This is a genomic window from Mesorhizobium norvegicum (assembly GCF_004919685.1).
GTDB classification, from domain to species: domain Bacteria; phylum Pseudomonadota; class Alphaproteobacteria; order Rhizobiales; family Rhizobiaceae; genus Mesorhizobium; species Mesorhizobium norvegicum.
The window spans coordinates 114393-132376 of record NZ_SMYZ01000001.1 but is presented as its reverse complement, the minus strand read 5'-3'; the positions used below and the strand labels follow the sequence as shown (position 1 = coordinate 132376).

At 63.0% G+C, this 17984-nt stretch carries 25 protein-coding genes; 11 read left to right on the top strand and 14 right to left on the bottom strand.

The genetic code is table 11. From position 1 onward, the window contains the following. Nucleotides 1–12 precede the first annotated feature (12 nt). From FCU66_RS00725 to FCU66_RS00710, 4 genes are all read left to right on the top strand, one after another. Nucleotides 13–1023, top strand: a complete 1011-nt coding sequence (locus FCU66_RS00725; protein ID WP_136620446.1) for a zinc-dependent alcohol dehydrogenase family protein — start codon at nt 13–15, stop codon at nt 1021–1023. A gap of 33 nt (nt 1024–1056) precedes the next feature. Next, on the top strand, nt 1057–1503 hold the full coding sequence (locus tag FCU66_RS00720; RefSeq protein ID WP_136620445.1) for an OsmC family protein: 447 nt from the start codon (nt 1057–1059) through the stop codon (nt 1501–1503). Between the two features lie 16 nt (nt 1504–1519). Next, on the top strand, nt 1520–1906 hold the full coding sequence (locus FCU66_RS00715) for a nuclear transport factor 2 family protein (protein ID WP_136620444.1): 387 nt from the start codon (nt 1520–1522) through the stop codon (nt 1904–1906). Nucleotides 1907–2128: 222 nt separating this feature from the next. Then, complete coding sequence (locus FCU66_RS00710; RefSeq protein WP_136620443.1) at nt 2129–2404, top strand: hypothetical protein; 276 nt, start codon at nt 2129–2131, stop codon at nt 2402–2404. Between the two features lie 113 nt (nt 2405–2517). Here FCU66_RS00710 and FCU66_RS00705 read toward each other — a convergent pair whose 3' ends face one another. The 9 genes from FCU66_RS00705 to FCU66_RS00670 form a co-directional block, all read right to left on the bottom strand. Further along, nucleotides 2518–3129, bottom strand: coding sequence for a LysE family translocator (locus FCU66_RS00705; protein ID WP_136620442.1), 612 nt, complete (start codon nt 3127–3129; stop codon nt 2518–2520). 77 nt (nt 3130–3206) lie between these two features. Beyond that, complete coding sequence (locus FCU66_RS00700) at nt 3207–3590, bottom strand: YkgJ family cysteine cluster protein (RefSeq protein ID WP_136620441.1); 384 nt, start codon at nt 3588–3590, stop codon at nt 3207–3209. 4 nt (nt 3591–3594) lie between these two features. After that, nucleotides 3595–3762 carry a hypothetical protein gene (locus tag FCU66_RS40970; protein ID WP_168992037.1) on the bottom strand — a complete coding sequence of 56 codons (168 nt, stop codon included), beginning with the start codon at nt 3760–3762 and terminating at the stop codon, nt 3595–3597. A gap of 1 nt (nt 3763) precedes the next feature. Beyond that, nucleotides 3764–4171, bottom strand: a complete 408-nt coding sequence (locus FCU66_RS00695; protein WP_136620440.1) for a hypothetical protein — start codon at nt 4169–4171, stop codon at nt 3764–3766. Continuing rightward, nucleotides 4171–4395 carry a hypothetical protein gene (locus FCU66_RS00690; protein WP_136620439.1) on the bottom strand — a complete coding sequence of 75 codons (225 nt, stop codon included), beginning with the start codon at nt 4393–4395 and terminating at the stop codon, nt 4171–4173. The genes FCU66_RS00695 and FCU66_RS00690 overlap by 1 nt, the downstream gene beginning before the upstream one ends. Nucleotides 4396–4788: 393 nt before the next feature. Continuing rightward, nucleotides 4789–4998: a cold-shock protein gene (locus FCU66_RS00685; protein ID WP_010915421.1), complete on the bottom strand. Its 210-nt coding sequence runs from the start codon at nt 4996–4998 to the stop codon at nt 4789–4791. Between the two features lie 427 nt (nt 4999–5425). Continuing rightward, nucleotides 5426–6205, bottom strand: a complete 780-nt coding sequence (locus tag FCU66_RS00680; RefSeq protein ID WP_136620438.1) for an SRPBCC domain-containing protein — start codon at nt 6203–6205, stop codon at nt 5426–5428. Continuing rightward, nucleotides 6205–6525 (bottom strand): ArsR/SmtB family transcription factor, encoded by a 321-nt coding sequence (locus FCU66_RS00675; protein ID WP_136620437.1) that lies wholly within the window; start codon nt 6523–6525, stop codon nt 6205–6207. The genes FCU66_RS00680 and FCU66_RS00675 overlap by 1 nt, the downstream gene beginning before the upstream one ends. 92 nt (nt 6526–6617) lie before the next feature. After that, nucleotides 6618–7271 (bottom strand): glutathione S-transferase family protein, encoded by a 654-nt coding sequence (locus FCU66_RS00670; protein ID WP_168992036.1) that lies wholly within the window; start codon nt 7269–7271, stop codon nt 6618–6620. Nucleotides 7272–7467: 196 nt separating this feature from the next. On the opposite strand from FCU66_RS00670, the gene FCU66_RS00665 reads away from it, so the two are divergent. Next, a complete protein-coding gene (locus FCU66_RS00665; RefSeq protein WP_136620436.1) occupies nt 7468–7647 on the top strand; it encodes a CsbD family protein in 180 nt (59 codons plus the stop codon). A 56-nt stretch (nt 7648–7703) separates the two neighbouring features. On the opposite strand, the gene FCU66_RS00660 is transcribed toward FCU66_RS00665, so the two are convergent. Then, nucleotides 7704–8837, bottom strand: a complete 1134-nt coding sequence (locus FCU66_RS00660; protein WP_136620435.1) for a metallophosphoesterase — start codon at nt 8835–8837, stop codon at nt 7704–7706. A 113-nt stretch (nt 8838–8950) separates the two neighbouring features. Between FCU66_RS00660 and FCU66_RS00655 the strand changes: the two genes are divergently transcribed. Then, a complete protein-coding gene (locus FCU66_RS00655; RefSeq protein ID WP_136620434.1) occupies nt 8951–9538 on the top strand; it encodes a hypothetical protein in 588 nt (195 codons plus the stop codon). A gap of 49 nt (nt 9539–9587) precedes the next feature. Here the strand turns inward: FCU66_RS00655 and FCU66_RS00650 are convergent, their stop codons facing one another. Further along, nucleotides 9588–10256: a TetR/AcrR family transcriptional regulator gene (locus FCU66_RS00650; RefSeq protein ID WP_136620433.1), complete on the bottom strand. Its 669-nt coding sequence runs from the start codon at nt 10254–10256 to the stop codon at nt 9588–9590. Between the two features lie 243 nt (nt 10257–10499). Here FCU66_RS00650 and FCU66_RS00645 point away from each other — a divergent pair, with 243 nt between their 5' ends. Continuing rightward, entirely contained in the window at nt 10500–11279 is a 780-nt protein-coding gene (locus FCU66_RS00645; protein WP_136620432.1) for an NIPSNAP family protein, read from the top strand. On the opposite strand, the gene FCU66_RS00640 is transcribed toward FCU66_RS00645, so the two are convergent. Beyond that, complete coding sequence (locus tag FCU66_RS00640) at nt 11276–12088, bottom strand: alpha/beta fold hydrolase (RefSeq protein WP_136620431.1); 813 nt, start codon at nt 12086–12088, stop codon at nt 11276–11278. The two genes, FCU66_RS00645 and FCU66_RS00640, sit on opposite strands and share 4 nt — an antisense overlap. 8 nt (nt 12089–12096) lie before the next feature. Next, nucleotides 12097–13035 carry a choline ABC transporter substrate-binding protein gene (gene choX, locus FCU66_RS00635; protein WP_136620430.1) on the bottom strand — a complete coding sequence of 313 codons (939 nt, stop codon included), beginning with the start codon at nt 13033–13035 and terminating at the stop codon, nt 12097–12099. A gap of 83 nt (nt 13036–13118) precedes the next feature. Here choX and betI point away from each other — a divergent pair, with 83 nt between their 5' ends. Then, nucleotides 13119–13757, top strand: a complete 639-nt coding sequence (betI, locus tag FCU66_RS00630; protein ID WP_136620429.1) for a choline-binding transcriptional repressor BetI — start codon at nt 13119–13121, stop codon at nt 13755–13757. A 125-nt stretch (nt 13758–13882) separates the two neighbouring features. Continuing rightward, a complete protein-coding gene (locus tag FCU66_RS00625; protein WP_136620428.1) occupies nt 13883–14641 on the top strand; it encodes an SDR family NAD(P)-dependent oxidoreductase in 759 nt (252 codons plus the stop codon). 75 nt (nt 14642–14716) lie between these two features. On the opposite strand, the gene FCU66_RS00620 is transcribed toward FCU66_RS00625, so the two are convergent. Then, nucleotides 14717–15682 carry a LysR family transcriptional regulator gene (locus FCU66_RS00620; RefSeq protein WP_136620427.1) on the bottom strand — a complete coding sequence of 322 codons (966 nt, stop codon included), beginning with the start codon at nt 15680–15682 and terminating at the stop codon, nt 14717–14719. 105 nt (nt 15683–15787) lie between these two features. On the opposite strand from FCU66_RS00620, the gene FCU66_RS00615 reads away from it, so the two are divergent. Together FCU66_RS00615 and fumC are read left to right on the top strand one after the other, a co-directional pair. Then, the gene (locus tag FCU66_RS00615; protein ID WP_136620426.1) at nt 15788–16267 is read left to right on the top strand and encodes a cupin domain-containing protein; all 480 of its coding nucleotides are present in this window, start codon (nt 15788–15790) and stop codon (nt 16265–16267) included. A 271-nt stretch (nt 16268–16538) separates the two neighbouring features. After that, nucleotides 16539–17936, top strand: coding sequence for a class II fumarate hydratase (gene fumC, locus FCU66_RS00610; protein ID WP_136622701.1), 1398 nt, complete (start codon nt 16539–16541; stop codon nt 17934–17936). Nucleotides 17937–17984 lie beyond the last annotated feature (48 nt).

Sequence of the window (17984 nt, the reverse complement as noted above, 5' to 3'; positions counted from 1 at the left end):
GAGGAGATCGACATGCGCAGCTACCGTCTCGAAGGGTCCGGCGGGACCGAACGCCTGGTGGTGCGCGATGAGGCGCAGCCGGAGCCGAAGCCGCACGAGATCGTGGTGCGCGTTCGCGCCACCTCGCTCAACCGGCGCGACACGATGATCCTCAACGGCACCTATCCGCTGCCGCCGCGCCAGGACGTCGTTCCGCTGAGCGACGGGGCTGGTGACATTGTCGCCATCGGCGATGCCGTCACCCGCTTTGCCGTCGGCGATCGCGTGACCGGCAGCTATTTCGCACGCTGGATCGACGGCCGCATCAATGCCGGGCTCATCGACCAGCTCGGCTGCACGCTGGACGGCATGCTGACCGAATACGCCGTTCTCGACGAACAATGGGCGGTGCGGCTGCCCGATCATCTCGACTGGCATGAGGCGGCGACGCTGACCTGCGCTGGCTTGACCGCATGGAATGCGGTGACGGGCGCCGGAATTCCGAAGCCCGGCCAATGGGTTCTGGTCATCGGCTCGGGCGGCGTCTCGCTCTTTGCACTGCAGTTCGCCAAGCTGCTCGGCTGCCGTGTCGTCGCCGTCACCTCGCGCGCCGAGAAAGCCGACGAGCTGCGGGCGCTGGGCGCCGACCTTGTGATTTCGACATCGGATATGCCGCAATGGGGTGCGACCGTCCGCGACCAGACCGGCGGCATCGATCTCGTCGTCGAGACCGGTGGCCCGGCGACCTTCGCGCAATCGCTGATCGCCAGCACGCTTTACGGGCACATCGTGCTGCTGACGCTGCAGGATGCCAAAGGCGGATCGATCCAGCTGCCGGCGGCACTCTACCAGCGCAGCCTCGCCACCATCAGCCGCCTCTTCGTCGGCAACCGGACCAATCTCGAAGCCATGCTGCGCGCCGTCTCGCAGCACCGCCTGCGGCCCGTCATCGACAAGGTCTTCGCCTTCACCGAGGCCGGCGACGCCTACCGCTATTTCCAGCAGGGCGATGTCTTCGGGAAGGTGGTCATCGACGGCGCCTGACCCATCGATTCCTCAAACCAAGGGAGAACGACAATGACAATTCGTGAAGCCTCGGCCGAGTGGCAAGGCACGCTGAAGGAAGGCTCGGGCCGATTGCGGCTCGGCAGCGGCGTGTTCGAAGGCGCCTATTCCTTCCCGTCGCGTTTCGAAAACGGTCCGGGCACCAATCCGGAGGAACTGATCGCCGCCGCGCATGCGGGCTGCTTCTCGATGGCGCTGAGCGCCATACTGGGCAACGCCAATCATGTCCCGACAAGCATCAGCACCGTCGCCAAGGTGCATCTTGGCGCAACCGCTGCGGGACCGACAATCACCCGCATCGAGCTCGAAACCGAGGTAGAGGTCGCGGGACTCGCCGAAGATGAATTCGAGCGCCTTGCACAGTCCGCCAAGGCAGGCTGCCTCGTCTCACGGGCCCTTGCCGGCGTATCTCAGATCACCCTCAAGGCGACGCTCGTCGAAGCCATCAAAGACCAATGAAGCCAGGAGAAAGAAGATGACACAGGAGCTTGTCATGGACGCAACCGCGAGCGATCTGTCACGGCAAACGGCCGAGATCATGCGGCGCTACAACGACGTATTCCAACGCCACGATCCCTCGGCACTCGCCGAGCTGGTGGCTGAGGATTGCGTGATCGAGAACACCGTGCCGGCGCCGGACGGGGCACGCCATGCCGGCAAGGCAGCGTGCGTCGGGCTTTGGACGGCGATCGCGACCCAGGCCGGCACGCACTTCGATATCGAGGAGACCTTCGTCGCCGGCGACCGGGCAACGATCCGCTGGCGCTATTTCATGGCCGACGGCAATTCGCTGCGTGGCGTCAACCTCATGCGCGTGGCCGACGGGCGGATCGTCGAAGCAATGGGCTACGTCAAGGGGTAGCGCCGGCCGGCGCTACCGATCCGCCAGTGCCAGCCTGGCGCCGAAGGTGCGGCGAACCAAGTCAGCGCCATGGGTCGGCGGGCCTTCCGCTAATCCAAATTGACGCAAGTGGACGCCCGACTGCAGCCATATGAGTTACTCCTAATACAATTCAATCTGTGCTAGAATTCAGCACGACCGCCATTCGACGATCGAGAAAGACCATTAGGGAGGACTCGTGTGATGAACATCAGAACCGCCTGCTTTGGAGCACTCGCATTGGCTGTCTTCAGCGGCACGGCGCTTGCCGGGGCGCTCGACTCGCCCAAGATGATGGAACCGTTCTTCACCGATTCGGGCATGAAGACGATGAAATCCGACGATGAAATGAAGGCCGCTTGGGCAGCGATGTCCAAGGACGATCAGGCCATGATGACGAAGGAATGCCAGGACGCTGCGATGAGCAAACCATACGCGCCGTTCTGCGAAAAATTGAAGGCTCTCGGCGGCGCAAACTAATGATTGCCTTCGCCCGGAGTTGAAGAATGCAGATGAAGGCGAGCCCTGGGCTCGCCTTCTGACTATCTGGGCAGGGATTTTGCGCAGAGACGACAGGATCCGCGAACCGGTTTCTACCGATCCGCCAGCGCCAGTTTGGCGCCGAGCATGACGAAGGCACCGGCGAAGGTCCGGCGCATCCAGGTCAGCACCATTGGCCGCGACACGACATGGCTGCGGATCGAAGCGGCGAAGATGCCGTAGCCGACGAAAACCACGAAGGTCAAAAGCATGAAGACGGAGCTGAGCTCCAGCATCTTCGACAGCGCATTGGGCTCGGTGGTGCTGACGAATTGCGGCAGGAAGGCGAAGAAGAAGATCGACAGTTTCGGATTGAGTACGTTGACGAGCACACCGGTGGCGATCACCTTGCCGGCCGAGCGCGGCGTCACATCCTGCTCGACGCTCAGGCCACCCTTTTCCTTCAGCGTGTTCCAGGCCATGTAGAGCAGATAGGCGACGCCGAGATATTTCAGCGTCTCGAAGGCGACCGCGCTGGTGTGCAGCAGCGCCGCAAGGCCGGTGATGGCGGCGGCCATATGCGGGATGATGCCGAGCGTGCAGCCGAAGGCGGCGATGACGCTGGCGCGCGCGCCGCGCGAGAGGCCGGCGCTCAGCGTGTAGAGAACGCCGGTGCCGGGTGAAGCCACGACAATCAGCGACGTCAACAGAAATTCGATGCTCACGATGGTTTCCTCCGGCGAGCCCTGCCCTGTCGCAGCGTAGCCAGCAAGGAGGATGCGCACAAGCGCCGGAAACTTTACTAAGCTGTCGGCAATCCGTGCGCCCGGCGTGCCATCAGGCAATCATCGTCACCAGGCATGCAGGCGCGGCAGACATCCGGGCGGACGTCATAGATGCCGCAAGCGGTCGACTTGCCGATCTCACCGGTAAGCGCCGAGCAACGCACGCCCTCGCAGCGCATGCCGGACAGATTGGCCGCCACATATTTTTCCGGGATGCGGTCGAGCTGCGCATCATCCTCGGTGGAAAAGCGTGGCCACTCGGCCGAATAGGAACAGCAGGCGCCGCAGCTCTGGCAGTCGAACAGAGCAGCGGTGCTGCGTTGCGACGACAAAAGGCTTGCGGCAGCCACCAGGGCAGACAGCCCCGGCGCGGCAGGATTGCGATCGGCGTCTTGCGGCAAGGCGCTATTTCTTCTTGCCTGTCTTGCGCGACGAGGCTTCGGCCGGCGACTTGAACAGATCGGTCGCAGTCTCGGCGGGCCCATCGCCTTTCGGCGCGGCAACCGGCTTGGCCGGCTTTGCGGCGGCGGCCGGGGCTGCCGGCTGGTCCTTGGCGGAGAATTTTATGGCCATGTCAGTCCTCGTCGACGAAGCGCGATGATGGTGCGCGCGGATTGCGCAGGCGGCCGATCAGCGCCGAAACCGCCGTGATGTTCATTTCCTCGGGCGACCAGTTTCTGATTTCCGCGATATGATGGACTGCCAGCTCACGATGCGTGCTGCCGCTGTAGGCGGCGTCCTGATGGGTGACGCGCTCATGGGTCTTGGCGTCTTCGCGGACATATTCGATCAGGTAGTTCGGGCATTCGGCGCGACCGCGCACACCGAGCCGCACCTGGGCATCGCCATGAGCGCGTTTGCAGCGCTCAAGTTTTTCCAGCACCCGGCGCACATATTCGACCGGCTTGTTGAGGCCTTCGACCACGTCGGCGATGGTCGAGTCGGCGGCGATCAGTTTCGGAGGCACGCGCTTGGTAGCCATCAGCGTCTTCCGGCTCGCTTCGGCAAAGCGGCTAGCGCCGCGGCGGCGGCCAACTCGTCGGCCTCCTTCTCCAGACGCTGTTCGCGCAGGCGCGCGGTCTTGGCTTCCCGCGCCTCGCTGACGGCATCGCGTTCGGAATTGATGCGGTTGAGTGACATCGACTGGGTTTGCGTCTTGCTGAACAAGGACGCGGCCTGTTCGACTGTCTTCGAATGAGCGGTCAAAATCTTTCTCCTGTCAGGAGCCTGTGCCGATGGGGCGAAACCGGGTCTTCGGTCAGGACCACGCACAAAGCAATACGGCAGCGGATTCAAATTGCTGGAGCGTCCCTTAGCACGTCCAGGCCGACGCGCAGCGCACTTTCGGCGGCAAGACGCGCAAAATGAAAAAGGCCAGGCACCGCCTGACCTTCCCAAGAGCAATTCCACGAAAAGTGCGAAACAGTTTTCCGTCCGGAATTGCGTTAGAACGCCGTGCATCCAGATGGATGCACAAGGCACGCTCCTCTCATGCGCATGACATGTCGTGGAAACTCAGGTCTCCGCGGCCATGCGCCCGAATTCGCCACTCACCGGTGCCAGTACATCCGTGGTCACCGGGAGAGCTGAATTCTTTTTTCAGGCCGCCTTCAACTGGTCGGCGGACATCTTGCCCGACTTGTTGTCGCGGACCATCTCGTAGCCGAGCTTCTGGCCCTCGACGATGTCGCGCATACCGGCGCGCTCTACGGCCGAGATGTGGACAAAAACGTCGGCCGAGCCGTCGTCAGGCTGAATAAAACCAAAACCTTTGGTGGCGTTGAACCATTTAACTGTGCCGGTGCTCATGACGAACCCTTTCCATGGCAAATATTCGTTCGACGCCATGCGGATGCACAACGTCGTTTGTCCCGATTTTTGATGTGGGAAGTTCGTCAAAGGCGCGCTCGAAAGCGCGGATAACAAAAGTCAGTCAAACAAATATCGACGAAATGCTTGTAGGCTTCTTTTGGCGCGCTGTCAAATCTGTATCCCCCACACCTGCGGAATTCTCCCAAAACACCTAGCCAAAACACTTGGCATGACGGCAAACCGGACGCCAAACAGCCGCTTGCGCCAGCTCGAAAAAAAATTCGCGGCATCCGGGAACCATCTGCGCAAACGCGCATTTAGTCCGTGTCATCAGCAGTTCATGAGAGCAATCGAAAGAAAGGTTGATGGCAAAGACGCCCCCCGCGCGATAAAAGGTGCGAGGGGCGTTTTCGTTTGGCAAGTCTCACATCACCGCGATCATCATCGGCAGGATTTCATAACGAAAACCCAGCCCAGAACGCACGGTCGGGTCGCCATCAGTCAGCGCCCTGACTGCGGCCTCATCGTCGGCACGCACGATGCCGAGCCCCCAGGGGCCGGCAGGATCGGCGACCGGCCCGAACAGGATGACACCACCCTGGCCCAGCTTGCCGCGCAGATAGTCCGAGTGCTGTTTCATCAGTGCTTTTTCCGCATCGGTCATGGTGAAGGCAAAGTCGGGCCGAGGCGGGATCAGCCTGCAGTGGAACACGCCTTGTGGCTTGTTGCCGGCCTCATCGGTGAGGAAGGTGGCCAGCCAACCGAGCACGCGCTCCCAGCCGAAGCCGTGATCGCGGCAGGCGCCCTGGCGAACGCCGAACCCTTCATGGCGTAAAGTCAGCTGCGTTCCGGAATCGACCGCCTCAAGCGTATAGGTCACGGTGGTGACATTGTCGCCATCCCATGGCGCTTTCCATGTCAGCACCAGAAGGTGTGGCGGCTCGACCTTGAGATACTCGCCCTGGACATGAAACTCCCGGCCATCGGCGCCCTTGCCTTCCGATCGCCACGCGCCACCCGGCCGCACGTCGGCAGTGTGTCTCGTCGTCCGGTAAAGTTCGTCCGCCCCCCACCAGAGCGGTATCTGGTCATCCGCCGTCAACGCTCGAAACACCCGCTCGGGCGGCACCGCGATCGTCACCGTGGCGAGAATTGTGCCCGCCGACACGTCAGCGATGGCGCGTGGTCTATCGTTGCTGGCCATCATTCATTCTCCAGGTAGGATTTCAGATTGCCGAGGCTCGCCTGCCAAAAATCACGATAGGGCAAGATCCAGTCGGCCACGTTCTTCAATTCCGCCGGCTCCAGCCGGTAGAGCCGCTCGCGGCCATGCTTCTGTTCGGAGACGACGCGCAGCTCGCGCAGAACCCTGAGATGCTTGGAGATCGCTGGCCGGCTCTGCGAAAACGCCGCGGCGAGTTCGTTGACCGGCGCCGGCCCTTGCCGCAAGCGGTCGAGGATGGCGCGGCGCGTCGGATCGGCGATGGCGCGGAAAACGGAACGGTCGAGGTCAGCCTGCGGCATAATACGTATCCACTTGGTTACGTATTATGCCGATCCCTGACTTTCGTCAACTTCGGGACGAGTTGGAGTTACCCTTGGGGTGATCACAGATCCTATTCGTCGGGGCCCGGTTCCGGCCACGTCTCCTTGCCCGCCTCGGCATACCAGTGCCGCATCGCCGGCGTTGCCAGCACGGCATCGACATAAGCCCGGGTGTCTGACGCAAGCGTGCCGCCATAGGTGTCGAAGCGGGTGACAACAGGCGCATACATGGCGTCGGCGGCGGTGAAATGGCCGAACAGGAACGGGCCGCCCTTGCCGTATTTTTCCCGGCACTCGCGCCACAACGCCTCGATGCGCTCGCGTTGCGCCTCGCCTTCGGCGTCGAGCGGCTTGTGGCCTTTTGGCCTGCGCAAATTCATCGGCCAGCCATAGCGAACTTCGCGGAAACCGGAATGCATCTCGGTCGCGGCCGAGCGCGCCAGTGCGCGGGCGTCGATGTCGGCCGGCCAGAGATTTTTGTCCGGAAACAGGTCAGCCAGATATTCAAGAATGGCAAGGGTTTCCCAGATGATCTTGCCATTGTGATTCAAGACGGGCACCTGGCCGGTCGGCGACACTTTCGCCAGATTGGCAAAGGTCTCAGGCGTGCGCAGCCGCACGAAACCTTCCTCGAACGGGATCTCCAGATGCTTCATCGCCACCCATGGCCGGAGTGACCATGAGGAAAAGCACTTGTTGCCGATGAAGAGCGTGAATTCAGCCATTTGTCTCCCCGCACGCACGATCACCCAAATCCTTTGGTCGGCGCGTGTCACCAGCCTATAGCCTGCCCGCCTTGCCACAGGAAGCGGCTGCCCGAGCTCATCTGTCGACCGGGAACGCGTGGAACCTAAACGACGCCGGCTCGTTTGCTTTCGCGGATGAATTCCCTCGAATTCAAAACTCCCAGGAGATGCGAAAATGGTGAACAAGGATCAGATCGCGGGCCTGGCCAAGCAGGTCAAGGGCTCGGTCAAGGAAGCCGCCGGCAAGGCAACCGGCAACAGGCAGACCCAGGCTGAAGGCACGGCCGACAAGATCGCCGGCAAGGTGCAGAAGGCCTATGGCGACGTGAAGGACAAGGTCAAGAAGGCGCTCTGATCCGACATCGAGAACGCTCTTTTATTGGGGAAAGGCGGTCGCGAGGGCCGCCTTTTTCATGTGCTCCAGCCCTTGCTGAAAGCATTGGTGAAGGCGACCTCGCCATGATCACCGGTCGCCTCGCCCAGCACCACGTCCATGCCGTCGCTGGTCACCCTGGCGAGCGCGAAACCGCCCATATAGGCGGCCTTCGGCTTGAACAGGTCGAGTCCATCCCTGCGATAGACCATCGGCGTTTCGTGCTGGTGGCCGTGGAAGATGGCGACGACATTGTAGCCCTTGAGCGCCGCCAGCAGCGCCTGCCGGTCGGCCTCGCTCCACCAATGCGGCGGACCAGTGCCGTCATCGTCGTAGTGCCTTTTGGCGGCATCCCAGCGTTCTATCGAGAAGGTGTCCCAACCATAGTGCTGGAACAGAATGACCGGGCGGCCATCCGCCGCATAGGTCGCCAGATCCTGCTTCAGCCATGGCAGGCTGCTCTCGGCGCCGTGGCCGGTATCGCCGGCGAAACGATGCGTCTGGACCAGATGCAGGCCGCCCCAGTCCCAGGAATAGCAGTCGGTGTCGACATCATAGTCGGTGGCCGGCACCGGCGGCTTGAAGAACACGCCGGCGCGATGGTTGACCTCGACATAGTCGCGCAGTTCGCGCCGGTACCAGTCGACATGGTGCGGCGGTCCGTTCTGGTCGAGATCATGGTTGCCGAGCCCGACATAGACCGGCATGTGCACGCGATCGGGGCCAACGCCTTGGCTGTAGCGCTGGCTGAACTGGAGCAGTTGGGTGCCCTCGCTCGGCTGGGTGATCTGGCCGCCGCCATCGTCGGTCATGTCACCGCCGACGACGAGGCCGAGCGGCGTGCCGATGCGGCTGCCCGCCGAGCGCAAGTCGGTGGCGATGCCGTTGATCTCGATCGGCCAGTCCTTGTCGCCGAGACCGTTGAGCACTGCCACGTTGCGCAGCAGCGCGGCGTCGGTCTTGCCTTCCTGCAGGCAGTTGGGGCTCAACCCGCTCGCCAAGCGGCAGGCATGGACATCGGCGATGAACAGGAAGGTGGCGTCGATGGACTGGACGCGCTGGCCGGTCTGGCTGAATGCCGGGCGCGACAAGGCGCCGGCCGCGGCAAATCCTGCGGCCTGCTTCAGCAGGCTGCGCCGGGAAATCGAGCGGATCGGCAAGCGAGTCATCATGCGCGAAATTCAGCACAGGCGGCCCCCTGCCGTCCAGTTGCCGTCACCACGCATCGACACCGCCGCTCGGCTCTGGCAGTCTTTGACGCGGCGCGGGGGGAGAGGACGACGCAATGAGAGCCGCAACAATCGGCATGGCCCTGCTCGCCACGGCGAGCGCCGCGCATGGCGCCGAATGCGTCGACGCGAAAACCGCCAAGACCGGCTTCTTGCTGGAAAGGCCGGGCATCCGCAGCGAGTTCCGGCCAGCGGCGGGCGGCATGGTTTCGGTTGCCAACACCTATGAGTCCGAGTCGCCGCAGACGCAGTTCCTGTTTGCCGGGCTGATTGAAGTTTTTCGCGATAGCGACACGGGCCATCTGGCCATGATCCCGCTTGGCGACCTGAAAAAGCTGTTCCCGCTGAAATCGGGCGCGAAGAGCACGATGCAGTTCGTCGAGCTGTCGCCGAAGAAACAGCCGAAGGGCACAAAGACGCTGGAACTTGCGGTGAAGGGCAAGGAAATTTTCAGCCTGGGTAGCTGCAAATACAATGTGCTGGCGGTCAAGGAGACGATCAGGAACCAGGCTGGCGAGACGCTGGACACGTTCACCGCGCTCTATGCGCCGGACCTCGGAGCAGCCCTGGCGCGGCGCTACGACGAGGGTACAAAGTCCGAAAGCGTCATCGGCTATGAGACGATCAAGCCGCTGGCGCAATAGCGCCGCAAAGTCAAAGTGGCCGCGTTGAGATCCACTTGTCGCTCCGACATCAAAGGGTTCTTGGTCGTAGCAGCACCCTGCGGCGTCGCTTGGCTGCCAATCCGCCCTGAGAGGGCGATAGCGCGCTCAGCTCCAGTCCCGCCAGACAATCCCGCAGCACGCTTGCATCCTGCGCCGTCTTGGCCATCGACATCGCCCCGGAATAGGCGGCGACCGCCAGTGCGGCAAAGCGCTCGGGATCCGTGCCCCCATCCCTGCCCGCCTGCTGGTCGGCTCGCAGCTTGTCGGAAATCGCCCGCCGCCACCCGGCAAAAATACCGGCGAGGGCAACCCGGAAATCCGGATCGGCGAGCGACAGCTCGTGCGCCAGATTGTTGAGCGGGCAGCCGCGCACGAAACCCTGCTGCTCCAGTTCCGCCGCCACGGCCTCGAACACCGCGCGCACGCCTTCGCGTGCAGTGCTGGCCGCCAGCACCGGCGCGATCCATGTCTCTTCGACCGCTGCGGCGACACGCTCGTCGATCACCGCCAGCGCCAGCGCCTTCTTGGTCGGGAAATGGTGATGCAGCGCGCCGCCGCTGACACCCGCCGCCGTCATCAGGTCGCCGAAGCTGGAGGCATGATAGCCGCGCGCCTGGAACGCAACCTCAGCGACATCGAGCACTTTCTTGCGCATGCCTTCAGGGTCGTTGATGCGTTTGCGTGCAAGGCGTGCCATGCGGATCTCCCCCTTCTCCCCTTGTGGGAGGAGAAGGTGCCTGAACGAAGTGAAGGCGGATGAGGAGTGCTCCAGCTTGACACCAACGGCGCACCGTCGAGCACCCCTCATCCGTCTTGGCGCTGCGCGCCAATCCACCTTCTCCCACAAGGGGAGAAGGCAAAAGAAGATAGCATATTGACAAAACAGGACAACCGGTCTGTTTATAAAACAGGATGATTACCCTGTTTTGAGGAGAGACGGATGAACATGCCCTTGAATGCCGCGCTGAAACCCGCCGTGCGCGCCTCGCCTGTCGTCGAGCTTCGGCAATACACATTGAAGCCCGGCCGGCGCGACACGCTCATCGACATCTTCGACGGCAGGCTGATCGAGGGCCAGGAGGACGCCGGCATGACCATCATCGGCCAGTTCCGGGACCTCGACCGCCCGGACATGTTCGTCTGGATGCGCGGCTTCGACGGCATGGCCGCGCGGAAAAATGCTCTCACCGATTTCTATGGCGGGCCGGTCTGGGCGGCGCACCGCGATGCGGCCAATGCGACAATGATCGATTCCGACGACGTGCTGCTGCTCAAGCCCGCATGGCCGGGCGCCGGCTTCGACCTCGCGGGCGCGCAACGACCAAGCCTGGACACTGAGGAAAAGCCCCTTCAAAATAAGCCGCTGACTGGCATCGTTGTCATCCAGATTCATCATGTGCAATCCGGCACAGAGGCTGATTTCGCCAGCCGCTTCGAGACTGAGACGGCGGCGCTGATGACGGCCGACGCACGCCTGCTCGCCGCTTTCGTTACGGAGCATGCCGAAAACAGTTTTCCGCGCCTGCCGGTACGGGCTGATGAAAACGTCTTCCTATCCGTCACCGGCTTCGACAGCGCAGAGGCACATGCCCGCCACAAGGCCGCCCTCGCCGCCTCACCGGCATGGCAGGCCTTTTGGCGGGCCGCGCGGCTCGGCCTGACCAAACCAACGGAGACTTTGCGGCTGTCGCCCACATTGCAATCGCTGGTCGGGCGTTAAACTTCAAATGCCTTGGTGATGGCCTTTGCGACAAGGGCCGGATCTTCCCAATGCGGGTTGTGGCCACAGGCCTCGGCGCGGACGAAGACGGCTTCGGGCAGAGCGAACTGCAACGCTTGCTGGTGCGCCTCGCCGAACAGCGGGTCGCACGCGCCGGCGATGATCAGCGTCCGGGCCTGTACGGCTCGTGCCGCATCGGTCAGATCGGCGCGGCGGATTTCCTCCAGGATCGCGCGCCAGCGCGGCGCCGGCATCGCCGAGGCGTCATTCGCCAGGCCGGCGAGAAAGGCTGGGAGCACACCGGGCCGGCAGGCATGCCACCAGGCGTAGAACGGATCGGCCGGCGATATCGGGTCGCGCAGGGCCTGGACGCCGGCGATCAGCGGATGATCCGGCGCGAAATCGGGCTTCAACGTGCCGGCCAGGACCACCAGGCCGCCGATCAGCTCCTTGTGGCGCCCCGCAAATGCGATAGCCACCATGGCGCCCAGCGAATGGCCGACGACGACCGGCCGGTCGAGCCGCAAGCGCAGGATCAGCCCGGCAATATCGTCGGCGAAATCGGCGATGCCGCAGTCCTTGCCCGCTTGCGAGGCGCCGTGGCCGCGCAAATCCGGCATGATCAGCCGGCGGCCGGCCAGATGCGGCGCCAGAAGCGAAAAGCTGCGGCTGGTGTCGGTGAAGCCGTGCACCAACAGCAGCGCCGGCTCGGCGCCTGATATCTCGACATAGGCGATGTCGAGATCGCCGACAGTGACGAACTGCTTGCGGCCGGCCCAGGCGTCCTGGTCCGCGCAGGCATTCAACACCGCCGCTCTCACAGGCCGAGTTTTTCCTTGACGGCGGCGAGGCCCGGCTGGCCGTCGAAGGTGGTGACGCCGGCGAGCCAGACGTCGAGGCGGTTCTTGTTCAGCGTGATTGCCTTCAGCGCCCCGTCCTCCGGCTTCATGCCGTCATTGATCAGATAGCCCATGCCGACATTCTCGAAATCGATGTCGAAGGCGAGATTCTCGAGGAACTGCGCGACGTTCGGGCATTGCTGCAGATAGCCCTTGCGCACCTGCGTCGTCACCGTCGCGGCGCCGAAGTTCGGGCCGAAGAACTTGTCGCCACCGGTCAGGTACTTGAAGTCGTACATTGTGTTCATCGGATGCGGCGCCCAACCCTGGAACACGATGAACTGCTTCTCCTTGATCTCGTAGCCGACCTCGGAGAGCATGCCGGCTTCGCTGGACTCGACCACCTGCCAGCCGTCCAGGCCAAAGGCGGGATCGGCGATGGCGTCCATCATCAATTGGTTGGAGCCGGGCTCGATGCCGTACATTTTCTTGCCGAACTTGTCGGCGAACTTGTGCAGGTCGGAGATGTCCTTGACGCCGGCCGCCCAGACATAGGTCGGCACGGCGAAGGTGTATTTGGCGCCTTCGAGATTGAGGTGCACATTCTCGACCGAGCCGTCCTTCTTGTAGGGTTCGTAATAGGTGACCATGGCCGGGTCCCAGTAGCCCAGGAACAGGTCGAGATCCCTGTTCTTCATGCCCTCGTAGATGACGTTGATGCCAAGCACCTGGCTTTGCGGCTGATAGCCGAGCGCCTCCAGCAGGACGTTGGCGACCCCCGTGGTGAAAGCAAGGTCGTTCCAGCCGGGTTCAGCCATGCGCACAGCCCTGCACTGCTCGGCCTCGGCCGCCTGGGCCGCATGAGAGGCCAACATGAGGGCGGCAAGACAGACGCCATTTGCAAGGATGCGGAACATTTCGGTTCTCCTCATTGTCATAAAATTGACCAATTGGTCTTTTTATTGTCCCATGGGTCAATTCTTGATCTGAGCGGGCGAAAATGTCAACGTGGATTCGTCATGCATGGACCGATCCCGTGAAACTCAAGCGTCTCAGCGAGATACGCCGCAAGGAGCTGCGGCAGGCGGCCTTCGCTGTGCTGGAACGCGAAGGCATTGCCGGCGCGACACTGGAAAAGGTGGCCGCTCAGGCCGGCGCCTCCAAGGGCATCGTGCTGCACTATTTCCGCAACAAGCAGGAATTGTTCGAGCACGCGATGCGCGAGGCCAACGCCGTCCTGTGCCAGGCGGTGATCGCGCGGCTTCGCCGGGCGCATACCCCGATGGAGCGCATGGATGCGGTGATCGAGGGCAATTTCGAGGAGCATCTGTTCCAGCCGCCTCTGTGCCACGCCTGGCTTTCGCTCTGCGCCGAGGTGCCGCGCGACGAGAAGATGGCCCGTATCCAGAGGGTGATCCATGCGCGCATGCGCTCGAACCTGTTGTCGGGCCTGCGCGGCCTCGCCTCGCCGGCGGATGCCGACGACATCGCGCTTGGGGTCACCGCGCTGATCGACGGGCTTTGGCTGCGGCTCGGCCTGCAGCCGGGCAGCGTCTCGCGCGAACAGGCGGTCCGCCAGGTCAAGAATTATGTCGCGGGCCGGCTGGCGCTGCGGGAGCTTGCGACCGCCGGCGCGTAAACCGGCCTCGCCTGACCTGCCGGCCGGCAGCGGTCGAAGTTCATACCCGGGGATAGGCCGACGGCTTGACCACGGCCGCCACTATACGGTGCTCTCGACGAGGCAGAAATCCCTCGGAGCGTCGAATGAGACTTCACAACAAGCGCGCGCTGGTCACTGGCGGGTCGGACGGCATCGGCCTGGCGATCGCCGAGGCCTTTTCGCGCGAGGGCGCGGACATCCTGATCGTCGGCCGCGACACCAAAAAGCTCGACGCCGCCCACAAGCACCTCGGCGGCACTATCGAGACGCTGTCAGCCGATCTTGCCACATCGGCCGGCATCGCGGCCGTCGTCGAGCAGGTGAAAAAATCCGGCAGGTCGCTCGATATCCTCGTCAACAATGCCGGCGTGGCCTTCCTGGTGCCGTTCGAGAGTGTCAGCCAGGAGCAGTTCCAGCAATCCTTCGCGCTCAATGTGACGGCGGTGTTCTTCCTCACCCAGGGCCTGCTGCCGCATTTGGCAACCGGCGCATCGGTGATCAACATCTCGTCCTACTTCGCCAACAAGATGATCCCGAAGCGGCCGTCGAGCCTCTATTCGCTGTCGAAGGGCGCGTTGAACTCGCTGACCAAATCGCTGGCCTTCGAACTCGGCCCGCGCGGCATCCGCGTCAACGCCATCGCGCCCGGCACGGTCGACACCGCCATGCGACGCAAGACCGTCGACAATTTGCCGGCCGAGGCAAAAGCGGAGCTGAAGGCCTATGTCGAGCGCAGCTATCCGCTTGGCAGAATCGGCCGCCCAGCCGATCTGGCCGGTATCGCGGTCTATCTGGCCAGCGAAGAGGCCGCCTGGACCAGCGGCGGCATCTTCTCCGTCGACGGTGGCTATACCGCGGGCTGATCCGTCCGGGCGCCAGAGCAATTCCAGGAAAAGTGTGAAACGCTTTTCCGTCCGGAATTGCGTCAAAACAAAGAGTTAGGCGCCGGCATTTTCCGCGGCACCGCTTTCCACAAATCCGAGTGCGCCTATCGCCTTCAGGACCTGATCGCGAACCCAGCGATGGGGTGGCTCGTCGTCGTGGCGCGCGTGCCAGTACATCCTGATTTCAGGAACGGCAATGGGAAGTGGCGGTTCGAAGATGACGAGCGGCAGGGTCTTGGCTGCCCAAACCGCGAACTGCCTGGGAACCGCAGCCAGGTGGTTTCCATTTGCCACTGCCAATGCGACAGCCTGAAAGTGCGGCAGTGCCAGGCTTACACGACGCGTTCGTCCGATCTTGCGGAGCGCCTCGTCGGTGGAGCCCGACATCGAGCCATCGATAGAACGAAGAACATGGGGCAATTCGCAGAAGAGCTCGATCGGCAGAGTCTTGCCTTCCACGATCCCTGCCTGCCTGATCGCAGCGTTGTCGTGCGCGGCGATGATGGCGAATGGTGAATGGAACAGAGGCGTGCTTGAGACCCAGTCGGAGACCTCCAGCGGACGCTCGAGCGCTACGTCGATTTCATCGTCCTGGAGCAGCCGCGAAACGTCGCCACGGGCGCTGTCGAGAAACCTGAGCGACGCGCGCGGCGCGGCACCCGCGATACGTGCCGCCAGGGTTGGCATCAGCATCATGGAAAAGAAATCCGCACCCATGAACGTGAAGGTTCGCTCCAGCTCCGCCGGATCGAACGCCTTGGCCGAATGGAAGACGCGTTCGATCTCGCGAAGCGCCACGCGCAACGGCTCGGCCATGCTCTCGGCGCGCGGCGTCGGCATCATGTCATTGCCCCGCCGCACGAACAGCTGGTCGTTGAGGAGATACCGCAAGCGATTGAGCGCAGCGCTGACGGCAGGCTGGCTGAGGCCGATCTGCTCGCCGGCACGCGTAACGCTTCTCTCCCGCAGAAGGGCGTCGAACACCCTGACGAGATTGAGGTCGAGCGCATTCAAATTCATCGCATCAATTCGCCCCATACGATCATTCGATTTCCGTTGTCGGCATGTCCTTGGTTAGGTCGTCATCGGCACAGCAGGCACAGGCAACAGAAGGATCAGACAGCCATGACAATGACCCCCGGCACGATCACAGGCAAGGAACTCTTCTGGTTCAACAACACGCTTGTCGCGATCCACGTCTCGTCGGCGGCAGGAGAGGACGGCATCTGCGTCGTCGAGCATCGCATGCCCTATGGCGACTCTCCGCCGCTGCATGTGCATCGCAGGGAAGACGAAGTATTTCACATCCTGGAAGGGAGATTGCGCTTTCAGATCGACGGCCACGAACGCATTGCGGACGCCGGCGAGACCGTCATTGCGCCGAAAGGCCTGCCGCACACCTACCGGGTCGAATCCCCGGAAGGCGCGCGCACCCTCACCATTACGCGCGGTTCGGATTTCGAGACGATGCTGCGTCAGGCGAGCCGTCCCGCCGAACAGCCGGAGCTGCCGCCGCAGATGGAACCGACACCGGAAATCATCGCGGCACTGGTGCAGCTCTGCGCAAAAAACGGCATCGATATTGTCGGTCCGCCGCTAGGGTGATTGGTGGATCTGCCGATCTCCCCCCTCGTGGGGGAGATGGCCGGCAGGCCAGAGGGGGTCGCCTCGCGTGAAGCGCCAGCCTCTTCCGGCGGCGATAGGAGGTCGCGCCCGGTCGAACCGACCCCCTCTGTCGCCTTCGGCGACATCTCCCCCTCGAGGGGGGAGATCACCAGTGCCTTCAACCGATTTGCATCCTTGCCGCCCGCAATCTCCGCTTGAAGCCGTTTGTGCAACGCGATACGCCGTTGCCGACTTCGACAGGGAGAGACCCGTGACCGCTGCAAAGACCAGAACCGAAACCGACACGTTCGGCCCGATCGAAGTTGCCGCCGATCGCTATTGGGGTGCGCAGGCGCAGCGTTCCCTTGGCAATTTCAAGATCGGTTGGGAAAAGCAGCCGGCATCGATCGTGCGCGCGCTGGGCATCGTCAAGCGCGCGGCGGCCGAAGCCAATATGGAATTGAAGCGGCTTGATCCGGCGATCGGCAAGACGATTGTCGAGGCGGCGCAAGAGGTCATCGACGGCAAGCTCAACGAGCATTTCCCGCTGGTGGTCTGGCAGACCGGCTCGGGCACGCAGTCCAACATGAACGCCAATGAGGTGATCTCCAACCGGGCGATCGAGATGATGGGCGGCGTCATGGGCTCCAAGAAGCCGGTGCATCCCAACGACCACGTCAATATGAGCCAGTCGTCGAACGACACCTATCCGACGGCCATGCACATCGCCTGCGCCGAGCGCATCGTGCACGACCTCTTGCCGGCGCTGAAACACCTGCACAAGGCACTTGAAGCCAAGACCAAGGCCTTCGCGCACATCATCAAGATCGGCCGCACGCACACGCAGGATGCCACCCCCCTCACGCTTGGCCAGGAATTTTCGGGCTATGCCGCACAGGTCGCCTCGTCGATCAAGCGCATCGAGCTGACGTTGCCCGGCCTGCAGGAGCTGGCGCAGGGCGGCACCGCCGTCGGCACCGGCCTCAACGCGCCGGTCGGCTTTGCCGAAAGGGTGGCGGATCGCATCGCCGCCATCACCGGCATCGCCTTCGTCACCGCTCCGAACAAGTTCGAGGCGCTGGCAGCTCATGATTCCATGGTGTTTTCGCACGGCGCCATCAACGCGGCGGCCGCCGCACTGTTCAAGATCGCCAACGACATCCGCTTCCTCGGTTCCGGCCCGCGTTCGGGCCTCGGCGAACTCTCGTTGCCGGAAAACGAGCCGGGCTCGTCGATCATGCCGGGCAAGGTCAATCCGACCCAGTGCGAGGCGATGACCCAAGTCTGCGTGCAGGTGTTCGGCAACAATGCTGCCCTCACCTTCGCCGGCAGCCAGGGCCATTTCGAGCTCAACGTCTACAACCCGCTGATGGCTTACAACTTCCTGCAGTCGGTGCAGTTGCTCTCCGACGCCTCGGTCTCCTTCACCGACAATTGCGTCGTCGGCATCGAAGCGCGGGAAGACAACATCAAGGCGGCGCTCGACCGTTCGCTGATGCTGGTGACCGCGCTGGCGCCGACCATCGGCTACGACAATGCCGCCAAGATCGCCAAGACCGCACACAAGAAGGGCACCACGCTGCGCGAGGAAGCGCTCGCCACCGGGCTGGTCAGCGAAGCCGATTATGACCGGCTGGTGCGACCGGAGGATATGACGCATCCTGGGTAAGACATTTCGCGACGGGAAGATTTACTCCGGTCGCGATCTGACCCGACG